The 19,418-nt window shown below is 66.1% G+C and carries 21 protein-coding genes; 16 read left to right on the forward strand and 5 right to left on the reverse strand.

Annotated features, from left to right (window positions below):
- Positions 1-25: 25 nt before the first annotated feature.
- From lptB to N5C88_RS23165, 5 genes are all read left to right on the forward strand, one after another.
- On the forward strand, positions 26-820 hold the full coding sequence (lptB, locus tag N5C88_RS23145; RefSeq protein ID WP_054457765.1) for an LPS export ABC transporter ATP-binding protein: 795 nt from the start codon (positions 26-28) through the stop codon (positions 818-820).
- A 222-nt stretch (positions 821-1,042) separates the two neighbouring features.
- Entirely contained in the window at positions 1,043-1,381 is a 339-nt protein-coding gene (gene raiA / locus N5C88_RS23150) for a ribosome-associated translation inhibitor RaiA (protein WP_013396726.1), read from the forward strand.
- Positions 1,382-1,743: 362 nt separating this feature from the next.
- Positions 1,744-2,199 carry a PTS sugar transporter subunit IIA gene (locus N5C88_RS23155; RefSeq protein WP_006389881.1) on the forward strand — a complete coding sequence of 152 codons (456 nt, stop codon included), beginning with the start codon at positions 1,744-1,746 and terminating at the stop codon, positions 2,197-2,199.
- 21 nt (positions 2,200-2,220) lie between these two features.
- Complete coding sequence (gene hprK / locus N5C88_RS23160; RefSeq protein WP_013396727.1) at positions 2,221-3,147, forward strand: HPr(Ser) kinase/phosphatase; 927 nt, start codon at positions 2,221-2,223, stop codon at positions 3,145-3,147.
- Between the two features lie 22 nt (positions 3,148-3,169).
- Entirely contained in the window at positions 3,170-4,603 is a 1,434-nt protein-coding gene (locus N5C88_RS23165) for a PLP-dependent aminotransferase family protein (RefSeq protein ID WP_280016323.1), read from the forward strand.
- A 7-nt stretch (positions 4,604-4,610) separates the two neighbouring features.
- Here N5C88_RS23165 and N5C88_RS23170 read toward each other — a convergent pair whose 3' ends face one another.
- The gene (locus tag N5C88_RS23170) at positions 4,611-5,894 is read right to left on the reverse strand and encodes a cytochrome c (RefSeq protein ID WP_251878217.1); all 1,284 of its coding nucleotides are present in this window, start codon (positions 5,892-5,894) and stop codon (positions 4,611-4,613) included.
- A 12-nt stretch (positions 5,895-5,906) separates the two neighbouring features.
- Complete coding sequence (locus N5C88_RS23175) at positions 5,907-6,659, reverse strand: c-type cytochrome (protein WP_118933594.1); 753 nt, start codon at positions 6,657-6,659, stop codon at positions 5,907-5,909.
- Between the two features lie 184 nt (positions 6,660-6,843).
- On the opposite strand from N5C88_RS23175, the gene rapZ reads away from it, so the two are divergent.
- Together rapZ and N5C88_RS23185 are read left to right on the forward strand one after the other, a co-directional pair.
- Positions 6,844-7,716, forward strand: a complete 873-nt coding sequence (gene rapZ / locus N5C88_RS23180; protein ID WP_059378358.1) for an RNase adapter RapZ — start codon at positions 6,844-6,846, stop codon at positions 7,714-7,716.
- Positions 7,713-8,675 carry a septal ring lytic transglycosylase RlpA family protein gene (locus N5C88_RS23185; RefSeq protein ID WP_059378302.1) on the forward strand — a complete coding sequence of 321 codons (963 nt, stop codon included), beginning with the start codon at positions 7,713-7,715 and terminating at the stop codon, positions 8,673-8,675. The genes rapZ and N5C88_RS23185 overlap by 4 nt, the downstream gene beginning before the upstream one ends.
- Before the next feature lie 16 nt (positions 8,676-8,691).
- Here the strand turns inward: N5C88_RS23185 and N5C88_RS23190 are convergent, their stop codons facing one another.
- Positions 8,692-9,276, reverse strand: a complete 585-nt coding sequence (locus N5C88_RS23190) for a methylated-DNA--[protein]-cysteine S-methyltransferase (RefSeq protein ID WP_059378304.1) — start codon at positions 9,274-9,276, stop codon at positions 8,692-8,694.
- Positions 9,277-9,279: 3 nt separating this feature from the next.
- Positions 9,280-10,215: a 16S rRNA (cytidine(1402)-2'-O)-methyltransferase gene (rsmI, locus tag N5C88_RS23195; protein ID WP_280016324.1), complete on the reverse strand. Its 936-nt coding sequence runs from the start codon at positions 10,213-10,215 to the stop codon at positions 9,280-9,282.
- A gap of 66 nt (positions 10,216-10,281) precedes the next feature.
- Between rsmI and N5C88_RS23200 the strand changes: the two genes are divergently transcribed.
- The 4 genes from N5C88_RS23200 to N5C88_RS23215 all read left to right on the forward strand — a co-directional run bounded on the left by N5C88_RS23200 (position 10,282) and on the right by N5C88_RS23215 (position 12,672).
- Complete coding sequence (locus N5C88_RS23200; protein ID WP_059378308.1) at positions 10,282-10,764, forward strand: YraN family protein; 483 nt, start codon at positions 10,282-10,284, stop codon at positions 10,762-10,764.
- Between the two features lie 86 nt (positions 10,765-10,850).
- Positions 10,851-11,444, forward strand: a complete 594-nt coding sequence (locus N5C88_RS23205; protein ID WP_054457773.1) for a phosphoheptose isomerase — start codon at positions 10,851-10,853, stop codon at positions 11,442-11,444.
- Positions 11,441-12,181, forward strand: a complete 741-nt coding sequence (locus tag N5C88_RS23210; protein WP_059378309.1) for a BON domain-containing protein — start codon at positions 11,441-11,443, stop codon at positions 12,179-12,181. Before N5C88_RS23205 ends, N5C88_RS23210 begins: the two co-directional genes overlap by 4 nt.
- Complete coding sequence (locus N5C88_RS23215) at positions 12,178-12,672, forward strand: TlpA disulfide reductase family protein (protein ID WP_054457775.1); 495 nt, start codon at positions 12,178-12,180, stop codon at positions 12,670-12,672. The genes N5C88_RS23210 and N5C88_RS23215 overlap by 4 nt, the downstream gene beginning before the upstream one ends.
- 136 nt (positions 12,673-12,808) lie before the next feature.
- Here N5C88_RS23215 and N5C88_RS23220 read toward each other — a convergent pair whose 3' ends face one another.
- A complete protein-coding gene (locus tag N5C88_RS23220) occupies positions 12,809-13,597 on the reverse strand; it encodes a MetQ/NlpA family ABC transporter substrate-binding protein (RefSeq protein WP_059378311.1) in 789 nt (262 codons plus the stop codon).
- 264 nt (positions 13,598-13,861) lie between these two features.
- Here N5C88_RS23220 and argB point away from each other — a divergent pair, with 264 nt between their 5' ends.
- From argB to N5C88_RS23245, 5 genes are all read left to right on the forward strand, one after another.
- Positions 13,862-14,764, forward strand: coding sequence for an acetylglutamate kinase (gene argB / locus N5C88_RS23225; RefSeq protein WP_013396740.1), 903 nt, complete (start codon positions 13,862-13,864; stop codon positions 14,762-14,764).
- Positions 14,764-15,510, forward strand: coding sequence for a pyrimidine 5'-nucleotidase (locus N5C88_RS23230; RefSeq protein ID WP_059378314.1), 747 nt, complete (start codon positions 14,764-14,766; stop codon positions 15,508-15,510). The genes argB and N5C88_RS23230 overlap by 1 nt, the downstream gene beginning before the upstream one ends.
- 56 nt (positions 15,511-15,566) lie before the next feature.
- Positions 15,567-16,142, forward strand: coding sequence for a nucleoid occlusion factor SlmA (gene slmA, locus N5C88_RS23235; RefSeq protein ID WP_059378316.1), 576 nt, complete (start codon positions 15,567-15,569; stop codon positions 16,140-16,142).
- 314 nt (positions 16,143-16,456) lie between these two features.
- On the forward strand, positions 16,457-17,950 hold the full coding sequence (locus N5C88_RS23240) for a DASS family sodium-coupled anion symporter (RefSeq protein WP_059378318.1): 1,494 nt from the start codon (positions 16,457-16,459) through the stop codon (positions 17,948-17,950).
- A 12-nt stretch (positions 17,951-17,962) separates the two neighbouring features.
- On the forward strand, positions 17,963-19,015 hold the full coding sequence (locus tag N5C88_RS23245; RefSeq protein WP_059378320.1) for an Ldh family oxidoreductase: 1,053 nt from the start codon (positions 17,963-17,965) through the stop codon (positions 19,013-19,015).
- The last annotated feature ends 403 nt before the right edge of the window (positions 19,016-19,418 follow it).

Here is a 19,418-nt window from a genome sequence, read left to right on the forward strand (position 1 = left end):
CCATGCAACACCACTCGCAGCCACGATGAACCAACCTTCAGTGCCGACTCCGGTAACCTCCGCGCCTTCGGGCGTCAAGCAGGGCAGCCTGCGCGCAACCGGCTTGCGCAAGACCTATAACGGCCGGACCGTGGTGCAGGACGTGTCCCTGTCCGTGGTCAGCGGCGAAGTGGTCGGCCTGCTCGGCCCCAACGGCGCCGGCAAGACCACCAGCTTCTACATGATCGTGGGCCTGGTGCCCGCGGATGCGGGCCGCATCGAGATCGACGGCTCCGTCATCACCTCGATGCCGATCCACAAGCGCGCGCACATGGGCCTGTCGTACCTGCCCCAGGACGCCTCCGTGTTCCGCCGCCTGACGGTGGAACAGAACATCCGCGCCGTGCTGGAACTTCAATTGGGGCCGGATGGACGTCCGCTGTCCACGCCCAAGATCAACGAGCAGATGGAATCGCTGCTGGAAGAACTGCAGATCGGCCACATCCGCAGCAACGCCGCCATCTCCCTGTCGGGCGGCGAACGCCGCCGCGTGGAAATCGCGCGCGCGCTGGCGACCAGCCCGCGCTTCATCCTGCTGGACGAACCCTTCGCCGGCGTGGATCCCATCGCGGTGATCGAGATCCAGCGCATCGTGCGTTTCCTGAAGGGCCGCGGCATCGGCGTGCTGATCACCGACCACAACGTGCGCGAAACCCTGGGCATCTGCGACCGCGCCTACATCATCAGCGAAGGCAAGGTCCTGACCGACGGCCACCCCGACGAAATCGTGGGCGATCCCGCCGTGCGCCGGGTGTATCTGGGAGAGCATTTCCGCATGTAATGCGGCCCTGGGGAAGACCCCTAGGCGCCGCCTGCGCAAAGGCGCATGCACCCTGGGGCCTCAGCCATAAAAATGCCATGAACTTGCGCTAGGTCAGCTTGTTTTATCGGCCCGAGTCTATACACTAGTACTAAACGAACCCGCTCAATCAAGGAGAACGCCTAACGAATCAGCCGCGCTTTTTGCGCACCCTTTTTTCCTCTTTTAGAAGGAGAGCACACTATGAACCTGAGCATCTGCGGTCGTCACCTCGACGTCACCCCGGCCATCCGGGAATATGTCATGAACAAACTGGCGCGAGTGCTGCGGCATTTCGATCACGTCATCGATACCCAGGTCATGCTCTCGGTAGAGCCCCTGCGGCATAGAGCCGAAATCACCATGCGTCTAAGCGGTAAGGACATTCATTGTGAAGCAACCGATGAAAATCTCTATGCAGCCATAGACCTTCTTGCTGACAAAGTCGACCGTCAGGTCATCAAGCACAAGGACAAGGTACGAAGTCACACGGCGGAGTCCGTGAAGCGGCAAGCGGCGAATCTAACGCCACCCCAGCAGTAACGCGCTTCATGAGCACTCGCACTGCGAGACTAGCTAAACAGCGATTCTAGTAATCCTGCCTGAGTCCCGGTGTCCCGCTAGACGCAACGTCCGGCTGGGGCATCGGCAAACTTCCCTCCTTGTAGTGCCCCCCGCAGTACCCCCCTTCCTTGTCCCCCAATTCCCGGCCCCGCCGGCGATTCCGTTTTTCCACGTTTCCGACGCTTTCCCCAGGGCCACCCTCGCCGCCGGGCGCAAGAATGCCCACAATCCGCCGCTATCGGTCTATGCTGTCGCTCTTGCCGCCCCATGATGCGACCGAGCCGAGTACGCATCTCAGAGGCCGATTATTGCAGTGCGTCATATAACCATATAATGATCCGATGAATCATTTGTCGCGCATCCTACCCGCCGGCAACGTCGTGCTCGATATGCTCGCAACGAGCAAGAAACGTGCGTTCGAACAGGCCGGCCTTCTCTTTGAAAACAACCATGGCCTGGCGCGCGCGCTCGTCTTCGACAGCCTGTTCGCCCGGGAGCGCCTGGGCTCCACCGCGCTCGGACAGGGCGTGGCGGTGCCGCATGGCCGTGTGAAGGGCCTGGAACAGGCCCTGGCAGCCTTCATCCGCCTGGCCCAGCCCATCACTTTCGATGCGCCCGACGGGCAGCCCGTGTCGATGCTGCTTTGCCTGCTGGTGCCGGAAACGGCCACGCAGCAGCACTTGGACATCCTGGCCGAACTGGCGCAGCTCATGTCGAACAAGGCCTTGCGCGAGGCCCTGGCCACAGAGCCCGATCCCGCTGTCGTCCATAAGATGCTCACGACCGGCCAACTCTGAACTCCACGCGGAAGCGCAGCCATGCTCACGGTGCAGGAACTCGTCGACGACAACGCCGACAAAATCCCCTTTAACTGGATTTCCGGCCAGGGTGCCGCGGACCGCGCGATTCCCGACGACGGCATGTCGGCCGCGGACCTCGTCGGCCACTTGAACCTGATCCACCCGTCCCGCATCCAGGTGTTCGGACAGGAAGAGCTGGCGTACTACACCCGCTTCGACCTGCGCCGCCGCATGCACCACATGGACGAGCTGCTGATCGGCGGCGTACCCGCGATCCTGCTGGCCGACGGCCTGACCCCGCCGCAAGACCTCATCGACCAGTGCGACCAGCATCAGGTGCCGCTCTTGTCCACGCCGGTGGCGGCGGCGCAACTGATCGACCTGCTGCGCATCTACCTGGGCAAGAAACTGGCGCCCACCACCACCGTGCATGGCGTGTTCCTGGACGTGCTGGGACTGGGCGTGCTGATCACCGGTGAATCCGGCCTGGGCAAGAGCGAACTGGCGCTGGAACTGATTTCGCGCGGACACGGCCTGGTGGCCGACGACGCCGTGGAGTTCTCGCGCACCGCCCCCAACATGATCGAAGGCCACTGTCCGCAGCTGCTGCAGAACCTGCTGGAAGTGCGCGGCCTGGGCCTGCTCGATATCCGCACCATCTTCGGCGAGACCTCCGTACGCCGCAAGATGCGCCTCAAGCTCATCGTGCACCTGGTGCGCGCCACCGCACAAGACAAGTTCGAGCGCCTGCCGCTGCAAGACATCACGCAGGACATGCTGGGCCTGCCGGTGCGCAAGGTCATGCTGCAAGTGGCTGCGGGCCGCAATCTGGCGGTGCTGGTCGAGGCCGCCGTGCGCAATACCATCCTGAAGCTGCGCGGCATCGATACGCTGGGCGAATTCATGGAACGCCAGGCCATGGCGATCCTGCAAAGCAGCAAGTAGGCGCGCGTCGTCCGGCGGCAGCTTGAACCTGTATGAAAACCTGGCCGCCGAGATCGCCAAGTCGATCCGCGACGGCGTGCTGCGCGCGGGCGACAAGCTGCCCTCCGTGCGGGACGCGTGCGCGGCGCGCGGCCTCAGCCCGTCGACGGTGTTCCAGGCCTACTACCTGCTGGAAGCGCAAGGCCTGATCCGGGCGCAGCCGCGCTCCGGTTACTACGTCAACGCCCCTGCCGCATCCCTGCCACCGGAACCCGGCGCGTCCACTCCGGATGGCGACTCAACGGAGCTCGCGATCAGCGAGCGCATCTTCGACATTCTCGGCTCAGTGCGCAACCGCGAGGTGACGCCGCTGGGCTCCGCCTTCCCTTCCCCGTTGCTGTTCCCGCTGCCGCGGCTGGCCCAGGCCATGGCTGCGCACCTCAAGCGCCAGGATCCGCTGGACACGGTGGAAGACCTGGCGCCTGGCAATCCGGGCCTGCGCCGCCAGATCGCGCTGCGTTACCTGATCGGCGGCATCAACGTGCCAGCCGGCGACATCGTCGTCACCAACGGCGCGCTGGAAGCGCTGAACCTCTGCCTGCAAGCAGTCACGCAGCCTGGCGACACGGTCATGGTCGAGGCTCCCACGTTCTATGGCGCCTTGCAGGCGCTCGAGCGCCACGGGCTGAAGGCGCTGGAAATACCGACGCATCCGCGCACCGGCATCGACCTGGACGCAATGCAGGGCGCCATCGAGCGCCACGCGCCCCGCGCCTGCTGGCTGATGACGCAGTTCCAGAACCCGCTGGGCAGCCTGATGCCCGATGAAAAAAAGCGCCAGCTGGTCCAGCTGCTTGCGCGCCACGATATTCCGCTGATCGAAGACGATGTGTACGGCGAGCTGTATTTCGGATCGGTGCGGCCGGTACCCGCCAAGGCCTATGACACCCAGGGGCTGGTGCTGCATTGCTCGTCTTTTTCCAAGTGCCTGGCGCCGGGTTACCGCATCGGCTGGACCTCGGCCGGACGCTACGCGCAACGCGTACAGCGCCTGAAACTGTCGTCGACGCTATCGGCTTCCGGCCCCGCCCAGGGCGCCATCGCCGAATATCTGGAGCAAGGCGGCTACGACCGCCACCTGCGCCGCCTGCGCGAAACGCTGCAGACACAGCAGCAGCGCATGGCCGAGGCAATCGCCCAGGAATTCCCGGCCGGCACGCGCGTGACGCGTCCGCAAGGCGGGTTCTTCCTGTGGCTGGAACTGCCGGCCGCCGTGGATGCGCTGACGCTGCATCGCCAGGCGCTCGCGCGCGGCATCAGCGTGGCGCCGGGGCCGATCTTTTCGGCCAGCGGCCAGTTCGGCAGCGCGCTGCGCCTGAATTACGGGCACCCTTGGGACGCGGCCTCGCAGGCTGCCATCCGCGTACTCGGCGAGTTGGCTCGCGCGGCCTGCGCGCAGGCCACGCGAGCGCGCTGATTCCGCGTCAGTTCAACGTCGATGCGGCGCGCGCGCGCTTGACTTCCAGCGGGGTCACGCCGCCCGCCTCGTTGCCCCAGCTATTGCGGATATACGTCACCAGCATCGCGATGTCGCCGTCGTTGAGCAGCTGCCCGAAGGGCGGCATGCCGTGAGGCCGCGGGTTCGCCGCCGTGGCCGGGGCATAGCCGCCGTCCAGCACCATGCGGATCGCGTTGACAGGCGACGGCGCCGTCACGGTCGGATTGCCCGCCAGCGCGGGCCATGCCGTGCCGCTGCCCTCGCCCGCTGACTGGTGGCACTGCACGCATTGCTGGCGGTAGATCTTGCCGCCCAGTTCCATGGCGGCTGGCGCGACAGCGGTCCGCGTGCGCTCAGTTGAAGCCGCCGTGGCGGGCAGGGATTTGATATAGACGCCGATGGCCAGTGCGTCCGCATCGGTCAGATGCTGCGTACTGCCCAGCACCACCTCGGCCATGGGCCCGCTGGCGCTGGAATGCTTCGAAATGCCAGTCTTGAGCAAGGCTGCAATGTCTTCGGCGGACCATCTGCCCATGCCGGTTTCCATATCGTTGGTGAGCGGCGGCGCGTACCAATCCAGCACCGGGATCACGCCGCCGGCCAATGGGTCGGCCGAACGCAGCCCCCCCAGGTTGTTGCGCGGCGTATGGCAGGCGGCGCAATGCCCCAGGCCTTCGACCAGATATCGGCCGCGATTCCACTGCACCGATTGCCCTGCGTCCGCCTCCTGCACGCCCGGTTTGAAGTACAGCGCGCGCCAGGCGGCCAGCAGCGCCCGCTGGTCGTAGGGGAATTCCATCTCGGGCGGCCGGTTGGGCTGGTCCACGGGCGCCACGGTGCGCAGATAGGCGTACAACGCGTCGGAATCGGCGCGGGTCACGCGCGTGTATTCCGTATAAGGGAAAGCGGGATACAGCAGCGTGCCGTCGCGCGACTTGCCGTTGTGCAGCGCCTGCCAGAAATCGTCCGCGGTCCAGGCGCCTATGCCGGTTCTGTCGTCGGGCGTGAGGTTCGGGCCGTACACCGTGCCGAACGGCGTAGGGATCGGCGTGCCGCCCGCCAGCGCCTTGCCGCCCCGGCTGGTGTGGCAGGCCATGCAATTGCCAGCGAGCGCAAGGTAGCGGCCGCGCTCCACCAGCGTCGCGGCATCCGCCGCGGCCGCGGCGGGACCAGTGCTGGCATCGTCGCGCGTACCGAACCAGTAGAGGCCGCCCACGGCTACGATCGCGAGCAGCAACAGGGCGGACAGGACTTTCTTCATGATCGACATCCCGCCTCTCCCTTACCGTTGCGCCTGGCTGCCGCATTCCGCGGGCAGGCGTATCGAACCCGCGGCTTCTGGCGCGTAGGGTTCCACGACGGGTTGCGAGGACAGCCACGCGGCCAGCGCGCCGATGTCCTGGGGAGTGAGTTTGTTGGAGATGTCGGCCATGCAGTCCGGCTCGGCAGCGCGGCGCAAGCCGTTCTTCCAGCTGCCGATCTGCGAACCGATGTAGTCGCGCGGCAGGCCAAGCAAGCCGGGAATGGCGGGCAACACGCCGCCCAGAGCGGCACCGTGACAGGCGGCACAGGCGGGCAGACCGCGCGCGGCGTCACCGTTCAGGGCCAGCTTGCGCCCGGCTTCCAGCGTGGCGGCGGAGACGTCGGCGCGCGTCGGCGGCGGATACGGTACATGCTGCGAGGAAAAATACGCGGCGATCTCGCGCAGGTAGTCGTCGGGCAGGCCGGTCAACAAATGCGTCATGGGCCGGTACTGACGCCGGTCGTCGCGGAAGTTGAGCAGCTGGTGGTACAGGTACTCCTGAGGCTTGCCCGCCAGGCGCGGATAGTAGCCGTCGTTGCCGGCCCGGCCCTGCGCACCATGACAGGCCGTACAGGCGGCGACGCGGGCGTCCATGGTGTCCGGGCGCAGGATTTCCTGGGGCGCGGGCTGGGCCGGCGCGGGCGCTGCCAGGAAGGCGGCAGCCACCCCAAATAGGGAAATTGCCCAAAAACGCGGCAGTGAAACACTACGAAAGGAAATGAAGGCTAACATCTAGGTCGAATTCCATTCCCCCGAAACGCATGACGGCGGGGCGCGTATGTGAATCTGTCGAGTATCCGGCCCCCAGCTTACGCCAGGGGGACCAAAGCGGTACAGGCGCAGATTGGCAGTTTACGGCCATATCAGATGTCATCCCGCCGGCATCGTCCTCGAAAAGCGTGCCACAATCATGTCCATGTTGAAAGTCGTCCTCGTCACCGGCATCTCAGGCTCAGGCAAGTCCGTCGCCCTGCGCATGCTTGAGGACGCAAGCTATACCTGCGTCGACAACCTGCCCGTGCGGTTCCTGACCGAGTTCATCGCCAACGCCCGCGATGACGGCATGGAGCGCGTCGCGGTCGCCATCGACGTCCGCTCCCCCGGCGAACTGGCCGAACTGCCCGACGTGGTCACCGCGCTGCGCGCCATGGGCACCAGCCTGCGCGTGGTCTTCCTGGACGCCAGCACGGAAACGCTGGTGCAGCGCTATTCCGAATCGCGCCGCCGCCACCCGCTGACCGACCGTCTGCAGCACGGTGGCAAGACCCCGACGCTGTCCGAGTGCATCGCTGTGGAGCGCGAACTGCTCGCGCCGCTGCGCGAACAGGAACACGTCATCGACACCTCGGACCTGACGCCGGGCCAACTGCGCGTCTGGATCCGCGACCTGATCAAGGCCGACCGCGCGCCGCTGGTGCTGACTTTCGAGTCCTTCGCCTACAAGCGCGGCGTGCCGCGCGACGCGGACCTGGTGTTCGACGTGCGCTGCCTGCCCAACCCCTACTACGACCGCGACCTGCGGCCGCTGACCGGCCGTGACGAACCCGTGGCCGCCTGGCTGGCGGGCTTCGACCTGGTGGGGCAGATGATCGACGACATCGCCGGTTTCCTGAACCGCTGGCTGCCGCAATACACGCAAGACACCCGCAATTACCTTACGGTCGCCATCGGCTGCACCGGCGGCCAGCACCGTTCGGTGTACGTGGTCGAACAGCTGGCGCTGCGTTTTGCCGACCACGACCCGCTGCTGGTGCGCCATCGCACCCAACTGCCTGACGAATCCGCATGACCCTGTCCCGCCCGACCCGCCTGTTCATGATGCTGCTGCTGGCCATTGCCGTGGCTGGCTGCTCTTCCACCGGCGGACGCAAGAAGGGCGGCGGGTATTACAAGGACGACGGGCCAGACGCGAATCCGCCCTCGAACCTGGACCAGGTGCCCGACGCGGTGCCCAGGATCGAACCCTATGCCAGCGGCGCGAACCGGCCGTATGTGGTGTTCGGCCAGCGCTATGTGCCGGACACCAGCGGCCAGCCCTATAAAAAGCGCGGCACCGCCTCGTGGTACGGCAAGAAGTTCCACGGCAATTCCACGTCCATCGGCGAGTCCTACGACATGTACGCCATGACGGCCGCCCACACCACGCTGCCACTGCCCAGCTACGCCCGCGTCACCAGCATGGTCAACGGCAAGACCATCATCGTGCGGGTGAACGACCGCGGCCCGTTCCACAGCGACCGCATCATGGACCTGTCCTATGTCGCCGCGTACAAGCTGGGCATCATCGGCCCCGGCAGCGGCCAGGTGATCGTGGAAGCCATCCCGCAGGACGAGATCCGGCGGCTGGCCTCGCAGGGCGCGCCTGCCACGGCCATACCCGAACCCGCATCGGCCACGGGTTCGTCGCCCGTGGCCGCGCCCATCGCCGCCGTGCCGGTGGCGCTGGCGGCCGAACCCCTGTCGGGGCCCGCTCCGGGTTCCGCGCCGGTGCGCCAGCCGGCAGCGGGCGGCATCGGCAGCGTCTATCTGCAGGTGGGCGCGTTCAGCCAGCCAGCCAACGCGCAATCGCTGGTCAGCCGCATCAACACGCAGCTGGGCGCCGAAGGCGCGCCGCCCGCATCGGTCGAACAGTCGAACAATCTGTATCGGGTCAAGATCGGCCCCTACCCCGACCGGCAGAGCGCCTTGGACGCCGTGCCGATGGTGTCGGACCGCATCGGCATCCTGCCCAGCATCGCCTCGCAGTAAACGCCCCGCTGCCCGCCTACCAGGGCAGTTCGGCCTGACCGTCGCACACCCGGCGCGCGCTTGCGCTACGGCTGCGGTAGCGATTGCCTTCGTGCGCCAGCAAGGCCTGCTTGCGCGGCAGCCCGCCGCCGAAGCCCGTCAGCGAGGTGTCGGCCCCGATCACGCGATGACAGGGAATGATGATGCTGATCGGATTGCGTCCGACGGCGCCGCCGACCGCCTGCGCACCCTTGGGCCGCCCCACGGTGCGCGCCAGGTCGCCGTAGCTGGCCAGCACGCCGAATTCCAGGTCGCACAGCGCATGCCAGACCTGGTGTTGGAAAGTGGTGCCGACGGGGTCCAGCACCACGTCGAAGACGCGGCGCTTGCCGGCGAACCATTCTTCCAGTTCGCGGCGCGCCTGCTCCAGGATGGGATCGGAGTCCGTGAGGATCCAGCCATCCGCCGCGGGCAGCAGTTCCTGATCGGTGAACCAGGCGCCGCGCAGGCCCTTGGCGCTGGCGACCAGACGCATGTCGCCCAGCGGCGTGGAAATGTCGCGGTAGACCAGGCGTTCGTCGGGATCCGCGGGCTTGTTGGACACGATAGTCGAATACACCATGTCTTACTCCGCCGATTTCTTGCGGGCCAGGGCCCGGTTGTACAGCACGTCGCGCGGCAGGCCGGAAACCTTGGCGGCCACGCGCGCGGCGTCGCGCAAGGACAGCGACTCCAGCAAGGCGTCCAGCAGCGCATCGGTGCGCGGATCGGCTTCTTCATCCGCTTCCTGTTCCGCGGGCGCGTGCGCGATCAGCACGAATTCGCCCTGTTCGCGGTGCGAGTCCGCAGCCAGCCAGGCCGCGCCTTCGCCCATCGGGAACGTTGCGATCTCCTCGAAACGCTTGGTCAGTTCGCGCGCCACGGTCAGAAGACGGTCGGGGCCGCACACTTCCAGCAGGTCGGCCAGCGTGGCCGCGAGCCGGTGCGGCGATTCGAACATGACGACCGGCGCGGGCAAGGCGCACCACGTGCGCAGCCAGCGCTGGCGCGCAGCCGCCTTGGGCGGAGGAAATCCGGCAAAGGCATAGCCCGGGTTTTCGTCGGTGGTAACGCCGCTACCCATCAGCGCGGCGATGACCGCGCTGGGACCGGGCACCGGCACCACGCCGAAGCCGGCTTCGCGCACGGCGCGCACGATGCGCGCGCCCGGATCGCTGACCGCGGGCGCGCCGGCGTCGGACACCAGCGCCACGCGCTGGCCCTGGGCCAGACGCTCGCAAATGGCCTGGGCCGCGGCAGCTTCATTGTGGCGGTGGGCGGCCATGAGCGGCGTACCCACGCCCCAGGCGTCCAGCAAGGCGCGGCTGGCGCGCGTGTCTTCCGCGGCGATTACATCGGCCCGAAGCAAAGCGTGCCAGGCGCGCAGCCCCAGGTCGCCCAGGTTGCCGATCGGCGTGGCCACGACATACAGCGTCGCAGCGGGCCAATGCTGCCCCGCCACGCGTTCAGAAACGCGAGACCAGGCATCTCCGGCAGGGGGAGGTGAGACATTTTGATTCATTGCAGCCTACAGACACGGGAAACCATGTCAGTGTAGCCGCCTATGCCCGCGACTTCCGGAGCGCCCATGACGGATGACACCTTGCGACTGGCCTGCGAACTGGCCCTGGCCGCCCGCGGCCGCGCCGCCAAACGCCGGCGCCGTGCCGCGCGCGCGGCGCCAGCGGATCGCCCGCCCCCGCGACGCTCGCCCGCCCAACGCAAGGGCGACCACCACGAGGACGCCGCCTTGCGCCTGCTGCAGTCGCGCGGCCTGGTCCTGCTGGCGCGCAATCTGCAGACCCGCGCCGGCGAGATCGACCTGGCCATGCGCGAAGGCGACACGCTGGTGTTCGTCGAGGTCCGATCGCGCGGCCCCAGCCGCTACGGCGGCGCCGCAGCCAGCATCGGCCCGGACAAGCAGGCACGGCTGGCCAGCGCCGCGGCCTGCTGGCTGCCGGAGCTGGCCCGGCGCCACTGGCGCGGCAGGCTGCCGGCGGCGCGCTTTGACGCGGTCGTCTTCGACGCCGGCGATCCCCAGTGGCTGCGCGGCGCGTTCTGGCAGGCCTGAAGTCCGCACGGCCCCGGTAACGACCTGCCTAACAGTCGTTACGCCTGGACAGAACCACGCCTCGGCCCCGTGAGATAATCGCGCCCATGGATATGACCTCTCGAATGACGTCGCACTTTCGCGACGCCATGGCTGCGTGCGAACAAAGCATGAACGTCCTGGCCGAGCCGCTGGCAGTGGCGGTGGACGTGCTGTTCGGCGCCCTGGCAAACAACGGCAAGATTCTGGCTTGCGGCAATGGCGGCTCGGCCGCCGATGCGCAGCATTTCATCGCCGAACTGGTGGGCCGCTTCGAACGCGAACGCCTGCCCCTGGCCGGCATCGCCCTCAACACCGACACCTCGATCCTCACCGCGGTGGGCAACGACTACGGTTTCGACGAAATCTTCGAACGCCAGGTCAACGCCTTCGGCCAGGCTGGCGACGTGCTGGTAGCCATATCCACCAGCGGCAACTCCCCCAACGTGGTGCGCGCCATGGAAGCCGCCAGCGCCCGCGAGATGCACGTGCTTGCCCTGACCGGCAAGGGCGGCGGCGTCATGGGGGAACTCATTACGCCGATGGACGTCCATCTATGTGTTCCCAGCGATCGCACGATGCGCATCCAGGAAGTCCATATTCTGCTGCTGCACGCGCTGTGCGACGGCATTGACGCTCTTCTGCTTGGAGACACCGAATGATTTCTGACGTCCGTACCGCAGTCCGCCCGTTGATGCTCGCCGCGGCGCTCTCCACCGCCGCGCTCTCGCTGTCGGCCTGCGCGCCCCTGATCGTGGGCGGCGCGGCCGCCACCACCGCGGTCGTCGTGACCGACCGCCGCACCTCCGGCATCCAGCTCGAAGACCAGAACATGGCGTTCAAGGCGCAGAGCCAGATCTCGCAGAAGCTGGGCGACACCGCCCGCGTGAATGCCATGGCCTACGGCGGCCATCTGCTGCTGACCGGCGACGTCCCCACCGAAGAGGCCAAGAACCAGGCCACCGCCATCGCCCAAGGCGTGGAAAACGTCAAACAGGTCATCAACCAGCTGAACGTCGGCCCCATCGCCTCATTCAGCACGCGCTCCAACGACACCTGGCTGACCTCCAAGGTCAAGACCGCCCTGCTCAACACCAAGTACGTGCCGTCCGGCACCATCGCGGTCACGACCGACCACAGCGTGGTCTACCTGATGGGCAAGGTGACGCAGGCCGAAGGCGAATATGCCGCCAACGCCACCGCCGACGTCGGCGGCGTGGCCAAGGTGGTTAAACTGTTCGAGACGATCAGCCGCGAGGAAGCCATCCGGCTGTCGAATACCGGTTCCAAGTCCAACACTTCCACGGAAACCAAAGCGCCCATCGAAAGCGGCGCCGGCGCAGCGAGCGACAACGCGGCCGGCACCAGCAGCGGCGTAGAGGCCATGCCCATCAAATGAAGAAAGCCATCATCGCGTTGGCCGTCCTGGTGGCGGTCGGCATCGGCGCCTGGTTCGTCATGCGCCCCGCCCAGACCGCGCCCGACGTCACCTTCACCACGCTGGAAGGCAAGACCTTCTCGATGCAGGATCTGCGCGGCAAGGTCGTGCTGGTCAAGTTCTGGGCCACCAGCTGCGTGACCTGCGTGAAGCAAATGCCGGAAACCATCTCGGCCTACAACGAGTACGCCGCCAAGGGCTACCAGGCGGTCGCGGTCGCCATGAACTACGACCCGCCCAACTTCGTGCTGAACTTCGCCGAAACGCGCAAGCTGCCGTTCCCGGTGGCCCTGGACACCAAGGGCGACATCGCCCGCGCCTTCGGCGACATCCGCCTGACGCCCACGGCCTTCCTGATCGACAAGCAAGGCCGCATCATCAAGCGCTACCTGGGCGAATACGACGTGGCGGAGTTCCACGCCACCGTGGAAAAGGCCCTGGCGGCAGGCTGAGCCCCGCAGCCCCCCAAAATGGCCGCCCCGACAGGGCGGTTTTTTTTCGTCCGGCGACCGGCCCCGCCGCGGCGGCGCCCAAAAGAAAAACCGCCCACGGCGGGCGGTTTCCAGATCAGGCCGCGACGGGCCGGAATCAGAACGCCGGAACCACGGCGCCCTTGTACTTGTCCTGGATGAACTTCTTCACCTCGGGCGTGTGCAGGGCCTGCACCAGCTTCTTGATGCCCGGCGCGTCCTTGTTGTCCTCGCGGGTCACCAGGATGTTGGCGTAGGGCGAATCCGAGCCTTCGATGAACAAGGCGTCCTTCGTCGGGACCAGGCCGGCTTCCAGCGCGTAGTTGGTGTTGATCAGCGCCAGGTCCACGTCATCCAGCGAGCGCGGCAGCATGGCGGCTTCCAGTTCGCGGAACTTCAGCTTCTTGGGGTTCTCGACCACGTCCGCGGCCGTCGCCAGAATGTTGGACGGATCCTTCAGCTTGATCACGCCCTGCTTCTGCAGCAGCACCAGCGCGCGGCCGCCGTTGGAGGGATCGTTCGGGATCGCGACGGTTGCGCCGTCCTTGAGTTCGGACAGGCTCTTGATCTTCTTGGAATAGCCGCCGAAGGGCTCGACGTGCACCAGGGCCACCGGCACCAGCGTGGCCTTGCGGTCCCTGTTGAAGGAATCCAGGTAGGGCTTGTGCTGGAAGAAGTTGGCGTCGAGCTGCTTGTCGGCCAGTTGCAGGTTGGGCTGCACGTAGTCGCTGAACACCTTGATGTCGAGTTCCACGCCTTCCTTGGCCAGCTGCGGCTTCACCACTTCCAGGATCTCGGCATGGGGAACCTGGGTCGCGCCCACCACGATTTTTTCGGCATGTGCGGCGTTCGCCGCCACCAGGAACACCGACGCCGCCAGAGCGGACCGGACAAAGTTCAAACGCATGTGTTGCCTCTTTTATGGGTAAAAATTAGGGGCTGATGCCCTGCCGGTGCGGCCTCGCCCCCTTTTGCGGGGGTCGCCGTTGCGAAAACGCCCCCAATTTACCTGAATGCCGGTTATTTGTCGGGCATATGAACATGGGTTTAAAGCATAAGAAACCTGTGGGTACTACAATCCGTCGTATGCTTGCGCTACCGCGTCCCGAACGCGTTTTTGTGCAGGCATTTTTTCTAACCACTCATACGTATATTTGCCGACTTAGCTGCCATGACCGACACCCCCGACCCTGCTGCCGTTTCGTCTCCTGCTGTCAAAGCCGCTGTGCTGTCTGAAGCACTGCCGTATATCCGACGATTTCACGGCAAGACCATCGTGGTCAAGTACGGCGGCAACGCCATGACGGAAGAGCGTCTGCAGCGCAGCTTCGCGCACGATGTCGTGCTGCTGAAGCTGGTGGGTCTGAATCCGGTGGTGGTGCACGGCGGCGGTCCGCAGATCGACGACGCGCTGCGCCGCATCGGCAAGCAAGGCACCTTCATCCAGGGCATGCGCGTCACCGACGCCGAGACCATGGAAGTGGTCGAATGGGTGCTGGGCGGCCAGGTCCAGCAGGACATCGTCATGATGATCAACGAGGTCGGCGGCAAGGCCGTGGGCTTGACCGGCAAGGACGGCGGACTGATCCAGGCCCAGAAGAAGCTGATGGCCAACAAGGACAATCCGTCCGAACCCATCGACATCGGTTTCGTCGGCGACATCACCATGGTCGAACCGGCCGTGGTCAAGGCGCTGCAGGACGACCAGTTCATCCCCGTCATCTCGCCCATCGGCTATGGCGAGGACGGCACGGCCTACAACATCAACGCCGACGTCGTCGCCGGCAAGATGGCGGAAGTGCTGGGCGCCGAAAAGCTGCTGATGCTGACCAACACCCCGGGCGTGCTGGACAAGGGCGGCAAGCTGTTGCGCAGCCTGTCGGCCCAAACCATCGACGAGCTGTTCGCCGACGGCACGATCTCCGGCGGCATGCTGCCCAAGATCTCGTCCGCGCTGGACGCCGCCAAGAACGGCGTGAACTCCGTGCACATCGTCGACGGCCGCGTGCCGCACTGCCTGCTGCTGGAAATCCTGACCGACCAGGGCGTGGGCACGATGATCAGCTCGCACTGATGCGGGCACAGCGTTACCTGCTGCGGCCGGCGGTGCGCATGCGCCGCTCGCGCCGCGCGGCCGCGGGCGACTCCGAGCGCCTGTGGCTGTTCGACCTGGACAACACGCTCCACGACACCTCGCACGCCATCTTCCCGAAGATCGACCACGGCATGACCATGGCCGTGGTCGAGGCGCTGAACGTCGACATCGACACCGCCAACCGCCTGCGCTCGCAGTACTGGAAACGCTACGGCGCCACCATGATAGGCATGGTCCGGCATCATGGCGTGGACCCCCATGAGTTCCTGCACCGCAGCCACGACTTCGATGTCGGTCCGCTGGTGCGCGCGGAAAAGGCGCTGGCCTACAAGCTGAGCCGGCTGCCGGGCCGCAAGGTGCTGCTGACCAACGCGCCGCTGCACTACGCCCGCGCCGTGCTAGCGCGCCTGGGGATCCTGCGGCAGTTCGACAGCCTCTGGGCCATCGAGCACATGCGCCTGCATGGCGAGTTCCGGCCCAAGCCTTCGCCCGCCTTGTTGCGCCATGTGCTGGCCCGCGAAGGCGTGCAGGCACGCAACGCGGTGCTGGTGGAAGACACCCTGGCCAATCTGCGCGGCGCGCGCCAGGCCGGCCTGCGCACCGTTCACGTGTATCACCCGGGCACGCCGTTCGCCCGCGGCCGCTCGCAGCGGCCGGCCTACGTCGACTTGCGGGTAAACTCCGTCAGTGATTTGCTGTTACGCCGACGCCCCCTGCGGGGATAGCGGCGCGCTCCTCCCCTCCCCTCCACCGTCAAGCCTGCGCGAGAGCAGACCCCTCCATGGCGAGCAAACCCGGCGAGCGCAAGACCCAGATTCTGCAAACCCTGGCCGAGATGCTGGAGCAGCCGCACGCCTCCCGCATCACCACGGCGGCCCTCGCCGCGCGCCTGGAAGTCTCTGAAGCCGCGTTGTACCGGCACTTCGCCAGCAAGGCGCAGATGTTCGAAGGGCTGATCGAATTCATCGAAACCAGCATCTTCACGCTGGTGAACCAGATCGCCATCGCCGAGCCCCATGGCCTGACCCAGGCCCACCAGACCGTTTCCATGCTGCTGACCTTCTCGGAACGCAACAAGGGCATGACGCGCGTGCTGACCGGCGATGCGCTGGTCACGGAAGACAACCGCCTGCAGGAACGCATCAATCACATCAACGACCGCATCGAGGCGTCGTTGAAGCAATCGCTGCGCATCGCCGTCACCGATGGCGGCCTGCCGCCGCAGGCCAATGTCGCGGCGCATGCCAGCCTGCTGACGCATCTGGTGCTGGGTCGGTGGCTGCGTTACGCGCAGAGTGGGTGGCGCATTGCGCCCACGCTGCATCTGGACGAACAGCTGCGCCTGGCGCTGGGCTGAGCGGCCCGCGCCGCCTGCCGGCTTCGGCGCCGATTAGCATCGTGGCACGATCTAATTAACTTCCTTTCCGTCTCTATTTCCGCCTATTTGCATTGTTCCATGCAACAATCTCCGCTTGCCGGCGGCGCGGGGCGACGAGCATAATGCCCGTCAAAGGTTTTCCACAAGCCCAAATCTCCACAGGCTTGATCAGTATCAATACGGGTTTTCCGCAATGCCGTCACGATCATGCTGTAGCGTCGACACACCGATTTGACCTATCCCGTTGCTCGCGGGGCGGTGTGTCGGCAGTTTGACCTCAACCGGAGATGGATATGACCGCGCAAGCCGCCGTCCCTGCCTCGCAAGCCCCAAAGAAAACCAAAATTCCAATCGGACTCGTCGCCGGCGTCCTAGTGATGATCGGCGTGCTGATGATGCCTTTGCCCGCCGACCTGCCCGTCGCGGGCCACCGGATGCTCGCCATCCTGGCATTCGCAGTGGTGGTCTGGATTACCGAAGCCGTGTCCTACGAAGCCAGCGCGATCATGATCACGACGCTGATGGCCTTCCTGCTGGGCACGGCTCCGACAATCAAAGACCCGCAAGTCATCTACGGCACCTCGGCCGCGATCAGCATGGCGCTGGCGGGCTTCTCGAACTCGGCGCTGGCGCTGGTCACCGGCGCCTTGTTCATTGCCGCGGCCATGACATTCACCGGGCTGGACCGGCGCATCGCGCTGGTGACCCTGTCCAAGGTAGGCACCAGCACGCGCCGCATCCTGATCGGATGTATCGCGGTGACCATCGTGCTGAGCCTGGTCGTGCCCAGCGCCACCGCGCGCAGCGCGGCCGTGGTGCCCATCATGATGGGCGTCATCGCGGCCTTCGGCGTGGACAAGCGCTCCAACATCGCCGCCGGCATCATGATCATCGTGGCGCAGGCCACCAGCATCTGGAACGTCGGCATCCAGACCGCCGCGGCGCAGAACCTGCTGACCGTGGGCTTCATGGAGAAGATGCTGGGCCAGCGCGTGGCGTGGTCGGACTGGCTGATCGCCGGCGCCCCCTGGTCGCTGATCATGTCGGCCGTGCTGATCATCATCGTGCTCAAGCTGCTGCCGCCGGAAAGCGACAGCATCGCGGGAGGCAAGGAAGCCGTCGAGAAGTCGCTGCTTGAACTGGGCCCCATGACCGGCGCGCAAAAGCGCCTGATGGCCGTGTCGCTCATGCTGCTGCTGTTCTGGTCGACCGAAGGCAAGCTGCACAAGTTCGACACCACTTCGACCACCTACTTCGGCCTGGTCCTGCTGCTGCTGCCGCGCTTTGGCGTGATGACCTGGAAAGACGTGCAATCGCGTATCCCATGGGGCACCGTGATCGTGTTCGGCGTCGGCATCAGCCTGGGCACCGCCCTGCTGACGACCCAGGCCGGCCAATGGCTGGGCAACCAGGTCGTGGCGCACACCGGACTGGACCACCTCGGACCGCTGGCGATCTTCGCGATCCTGGCCGCCTTCCTCATCGTCATCCACCTGGGTTTCGCCAGCGCCACCGCGCTGACCTCGGCCATGCTGCCGATCCTGATCTCGGTGCTGGCCACGCTGCCGGGCGAATTCAGCCGCCTGGGCATGACCATGCTGCTGGGCTTCGTCGTCAGCTACGGCTTCATCCTGCCCATCAACGCACCGCAGAACATGGTGTGCCTGGGTACCGAGACCTTCAACGCCAAGCAGTTCGCCAAGGTCGGCATCATCGTCACCATCGTCGGCTACCTGCTGATGCTGCTGATGGGCATGACCTACTGGCGCTGGCTGGGCTGGCTGTAAGGAGGTCGCATCATGAAGATTTCGATCGCCCAAGCCAATGAATACGGTCGCCGCGTGCTGATGGCGCAGGGCGTGCCCGAGGACATCGCCCGCGACGTGGCCGAGCACCTGGTCGAGTCCGACCGGGTCGGCTACACCAGTCACGGGCTGTCCATCCTGACCAACTACCGGCGCGTGCTGTCCGAGGGCCTGGCCCAGGCCGACGGCCGGCCCGAACTGGTCAACGACCGCGGCGCGATGCTGGCCTATGACGGCCACCACGGGCTGGGCCAATATGTCGGCAAGGTCGTCATCGAGAAGGCCATTGAGCGCACCCAAGAGCACGGCCAGTGCATCCTGACCCTGCGCCACAGCCATCACCTGGGTCGCATGGGCCACTACGGGGAAATGGTGGCGGCCAAGGGTCTGATCCTGTTGGCCTTCACCAACGTGATCAACCGCTCGCCCACCGTGGCGCCTTTCGGCGGCGCGCAGGCCTGCCTGACCACCAACCCGCTGTGTTTCGCCGGCCCGCTGCCCGGCGGCCGTCCGCCGTTCATCGTGGACATGGCCACCAGCTCCATCGCCGTCAACAAGGCGCGCGTGTTGGCCGCCAAGGGCGAGCAAGCGCCCCCGGGCTCGCTGATCGACGCCCAGGGCAATCCGACCACCGATCCCAACGCGCTGTTCACCGACCCGCCCGGCGCCCTGCTGCCGTTCGGCGGCCATAAGGGCTACGCGCTGGGCCTGGTAGCCGAACTGCTGGCCGGCGTGCTGTCCGGCGGCGGCACGATCCAGCCGCAGCATCCGCGCACCGGCGTGGCGACGAACAACATGTTCGCGCTGCTGCTGGATCCGCAGGTGGACTTCAACACGGACTGGCGGTCGATGGAGGTGGGCGCGTTCATCGACTACCTCCACGCCTGCAAGCCGCAACCCGGCGTCGAAGGCGTGCAGTATCCGGGCGAGTACGAAGCTCGCAACCGGGCGCTGAACGAGGATACGCTGACGTTCGATAGCCGAATTTGGGATGGGCTTACCAAGCTGGCCGTCGACCTTGGGGTGCCTGAGGCGTTGCCTGCTTGAGGTTGTAGGCGGCTCTTGCGGGGCTCGCCTCGGGCCGGCCGCGCGGGCGGCCTTCCGAGGCTTCCGCGGTGTCTTGCGGTTGAGGATGGCGCTGCGCGCACATGAAACACCTGTCAGCATTAACGCCTCGCAGGTGGCTGCTCATCACCGAACGTCACCAGGCCGTTGATCATCACCTGCCGCTAAGCCACGGTGCCGGATGGGTGGCGCGCGCGCGAGAGTCTTCAAGCGCATACCGCTGCCCGCCGCGCGCCACCCATCACCGCCCCCACCCCCAATGATGAGCGGCCACTAGCAAACCGCCCTCCGCAAACGCGCTAGCGACCATCGCCACGACGCCCACAACCATGTATGTTGCCTACGGCCGCCCGCGCGGCCGTAGGCAACGGGCGATGCAAGAGTC

Origin of the sequence: Achromobacter sp. GD03932 (assembly GCF_029839485.1) — a bacterium.
Taxonomy (GTDB): Bacteria; Pseudomonadota; Gammaproteobacteria; order Burkholderiales; family Burkholderiaceae_B; genus Achromobacter; species Achromobacter bronchisepticus_A.

What these genes read in the sequence shown, in the direction of transcription:
- N5C88_RS23220 (WP_059378311.1), bottom strand. Translation starts at nt 13,597, where the DNA reads ATGCGTTTGAACTTTGTCCGGTCCGCTCTGGCGGCGTCGGTGTTCCTG.
- N5C88_RS23245 (WP_059378320.1), top strand. Translation starts at nt 17,963, where the DNA reads ATGAAGATTTCGATCGCCCAAGCCAATGAATACGGTCGCCGCGTGCTG.
- rsmI (WP_280016324.1), bottom strand. Translation starts at nt 10,215, where the DNA reads ATGAATCAAAATGTCTCACCTCCCCCTGCCGGAGATGCCTGGTCTCGC.
- N5C88_RS23190 (WP_059378304.1), bottom strand. Translation starts at nt 9,276, where the DNA reads ATGGTGTATTCGACTATCGTGTCCAACAAGCCCGCGGATCCCGACGAA.
- N5C88_RS23175 (WP_118933594.1), bottom strand. Translation starts at nt 6,659, where the DNA reads ATGTTAGCCTTCATTTCCTTTCGTAGTGTTTCACTGCCGCGTTTTTGG.
- slmA (WP_059378316.1), top strand. Translation starts at nt 15,567, where the DNA reads ATGGCGAGCAAACCCGGCGAGCGCAAGACCCAGATTCTGCAAACCCTG.
- raiA (WP_013396726.1), top strand. Translation starts at nt 1,043, where the DNA reads ATGAACCTGAGCATCTGCGGTCGTCACCTCGACGTCACCCCGGCCATC.
- N5C88_RS23240 (WP_059378318.1), top strand. Translation starts at nt 16,457, where the DNA reads ATGACCGCGCAAGCCGCCGTCCCTGCCTCGCAAGCCCCAAAGAAAACC.
- N5C88_RS23205 (WP_054457773.1), top strand. Translation starts at nt 10,851, where the DNA reads ATGGATATGACCTCTCGAATGACGTCGCACTTTCGCGACGCCATGGCT.
- lptB (WP_054457765.1), top strand. Translation starts at nt 26, where the DNA reads ATGAACCAACCTTCAGTGCCGACTCCGGTAACCTCCGCGCCTTCGGGC.
- N5C88_RS23155 (WP_006389881.1), top strand. Translation starts at nt 1,744, where the DNA reads ATGAATCATTTGTCGCGCATCCTACCCGCCGGCAACGTCGTGCTCGAT.
- argB (WP_013396740.1), top strand. Translation starts at nt 13,862, where the DNA reads ATGACCGACACCCCCGACCCTGCTGCCGTTTCGTCTCCTGCTGTCAAA.
- N5C88_RS23185 (WP_059378302.1), top strand. Translation starts at nt 7,713, where the DNA reads ATGACCCTGTCCCGCCCGACCCGCCTGTTCATGATGCTGCTGCTGGCC.
- N5C88_RS23215 (WP_054457775.1), top strand. Translation starts at nt 12,178, where the DNA reads ATGAAGAAAGCCATCATCGCGTTGGCCGTCCTGGTGGCGGTCGGCATC.
- hprK (WP_013396727.1), top strand. Translation starts at nt 2,221, where the DNA reads ATGCTCACGGTGCAGGAACTCGTCGACGACAACGCCGACAAAATCCCC.
- N5C88_RS23200 (WP_059378308.1), top strand. Translation starts at nt 10,282, where the DNA reads ATGACGGATGACACCTTGCGACTGGCCTGCGAACTGGCCCTGGCCGCC.
- rapZ (WP_059378358.1), top strand. Translation starts at nt 6,844, where the DNA reads ATGTTGAAAGTCGTCCTCGTCACCGGCATCTCAGGCTCAGGCAAGTCC.
- N5C88_RS23230 (WP_059378314.1), top strand. Translation starts at nt 14,764, where the DNA reads ATGCGGGCACAGCGTTACCTGCTGCGGCCGGCGGTGCGCATGCGCCGC.
- N5C88_RS23170 (WP_251878217.1), bottom strand. Translation starts at nt 5,894, where the DNA reads ATGTCGATCATGAAGAAAGTCCTGTCCGCCCTGTTGCTGCTCGCGATC.
- N5C88_RS23210 (WP_059378309.1), top strand. Translation starts at nt 11,441, where the DNA reads ATGATTTCTGACGTCCGTACCGCAGTCCGCCCGTTGATGCTCGCCGCG.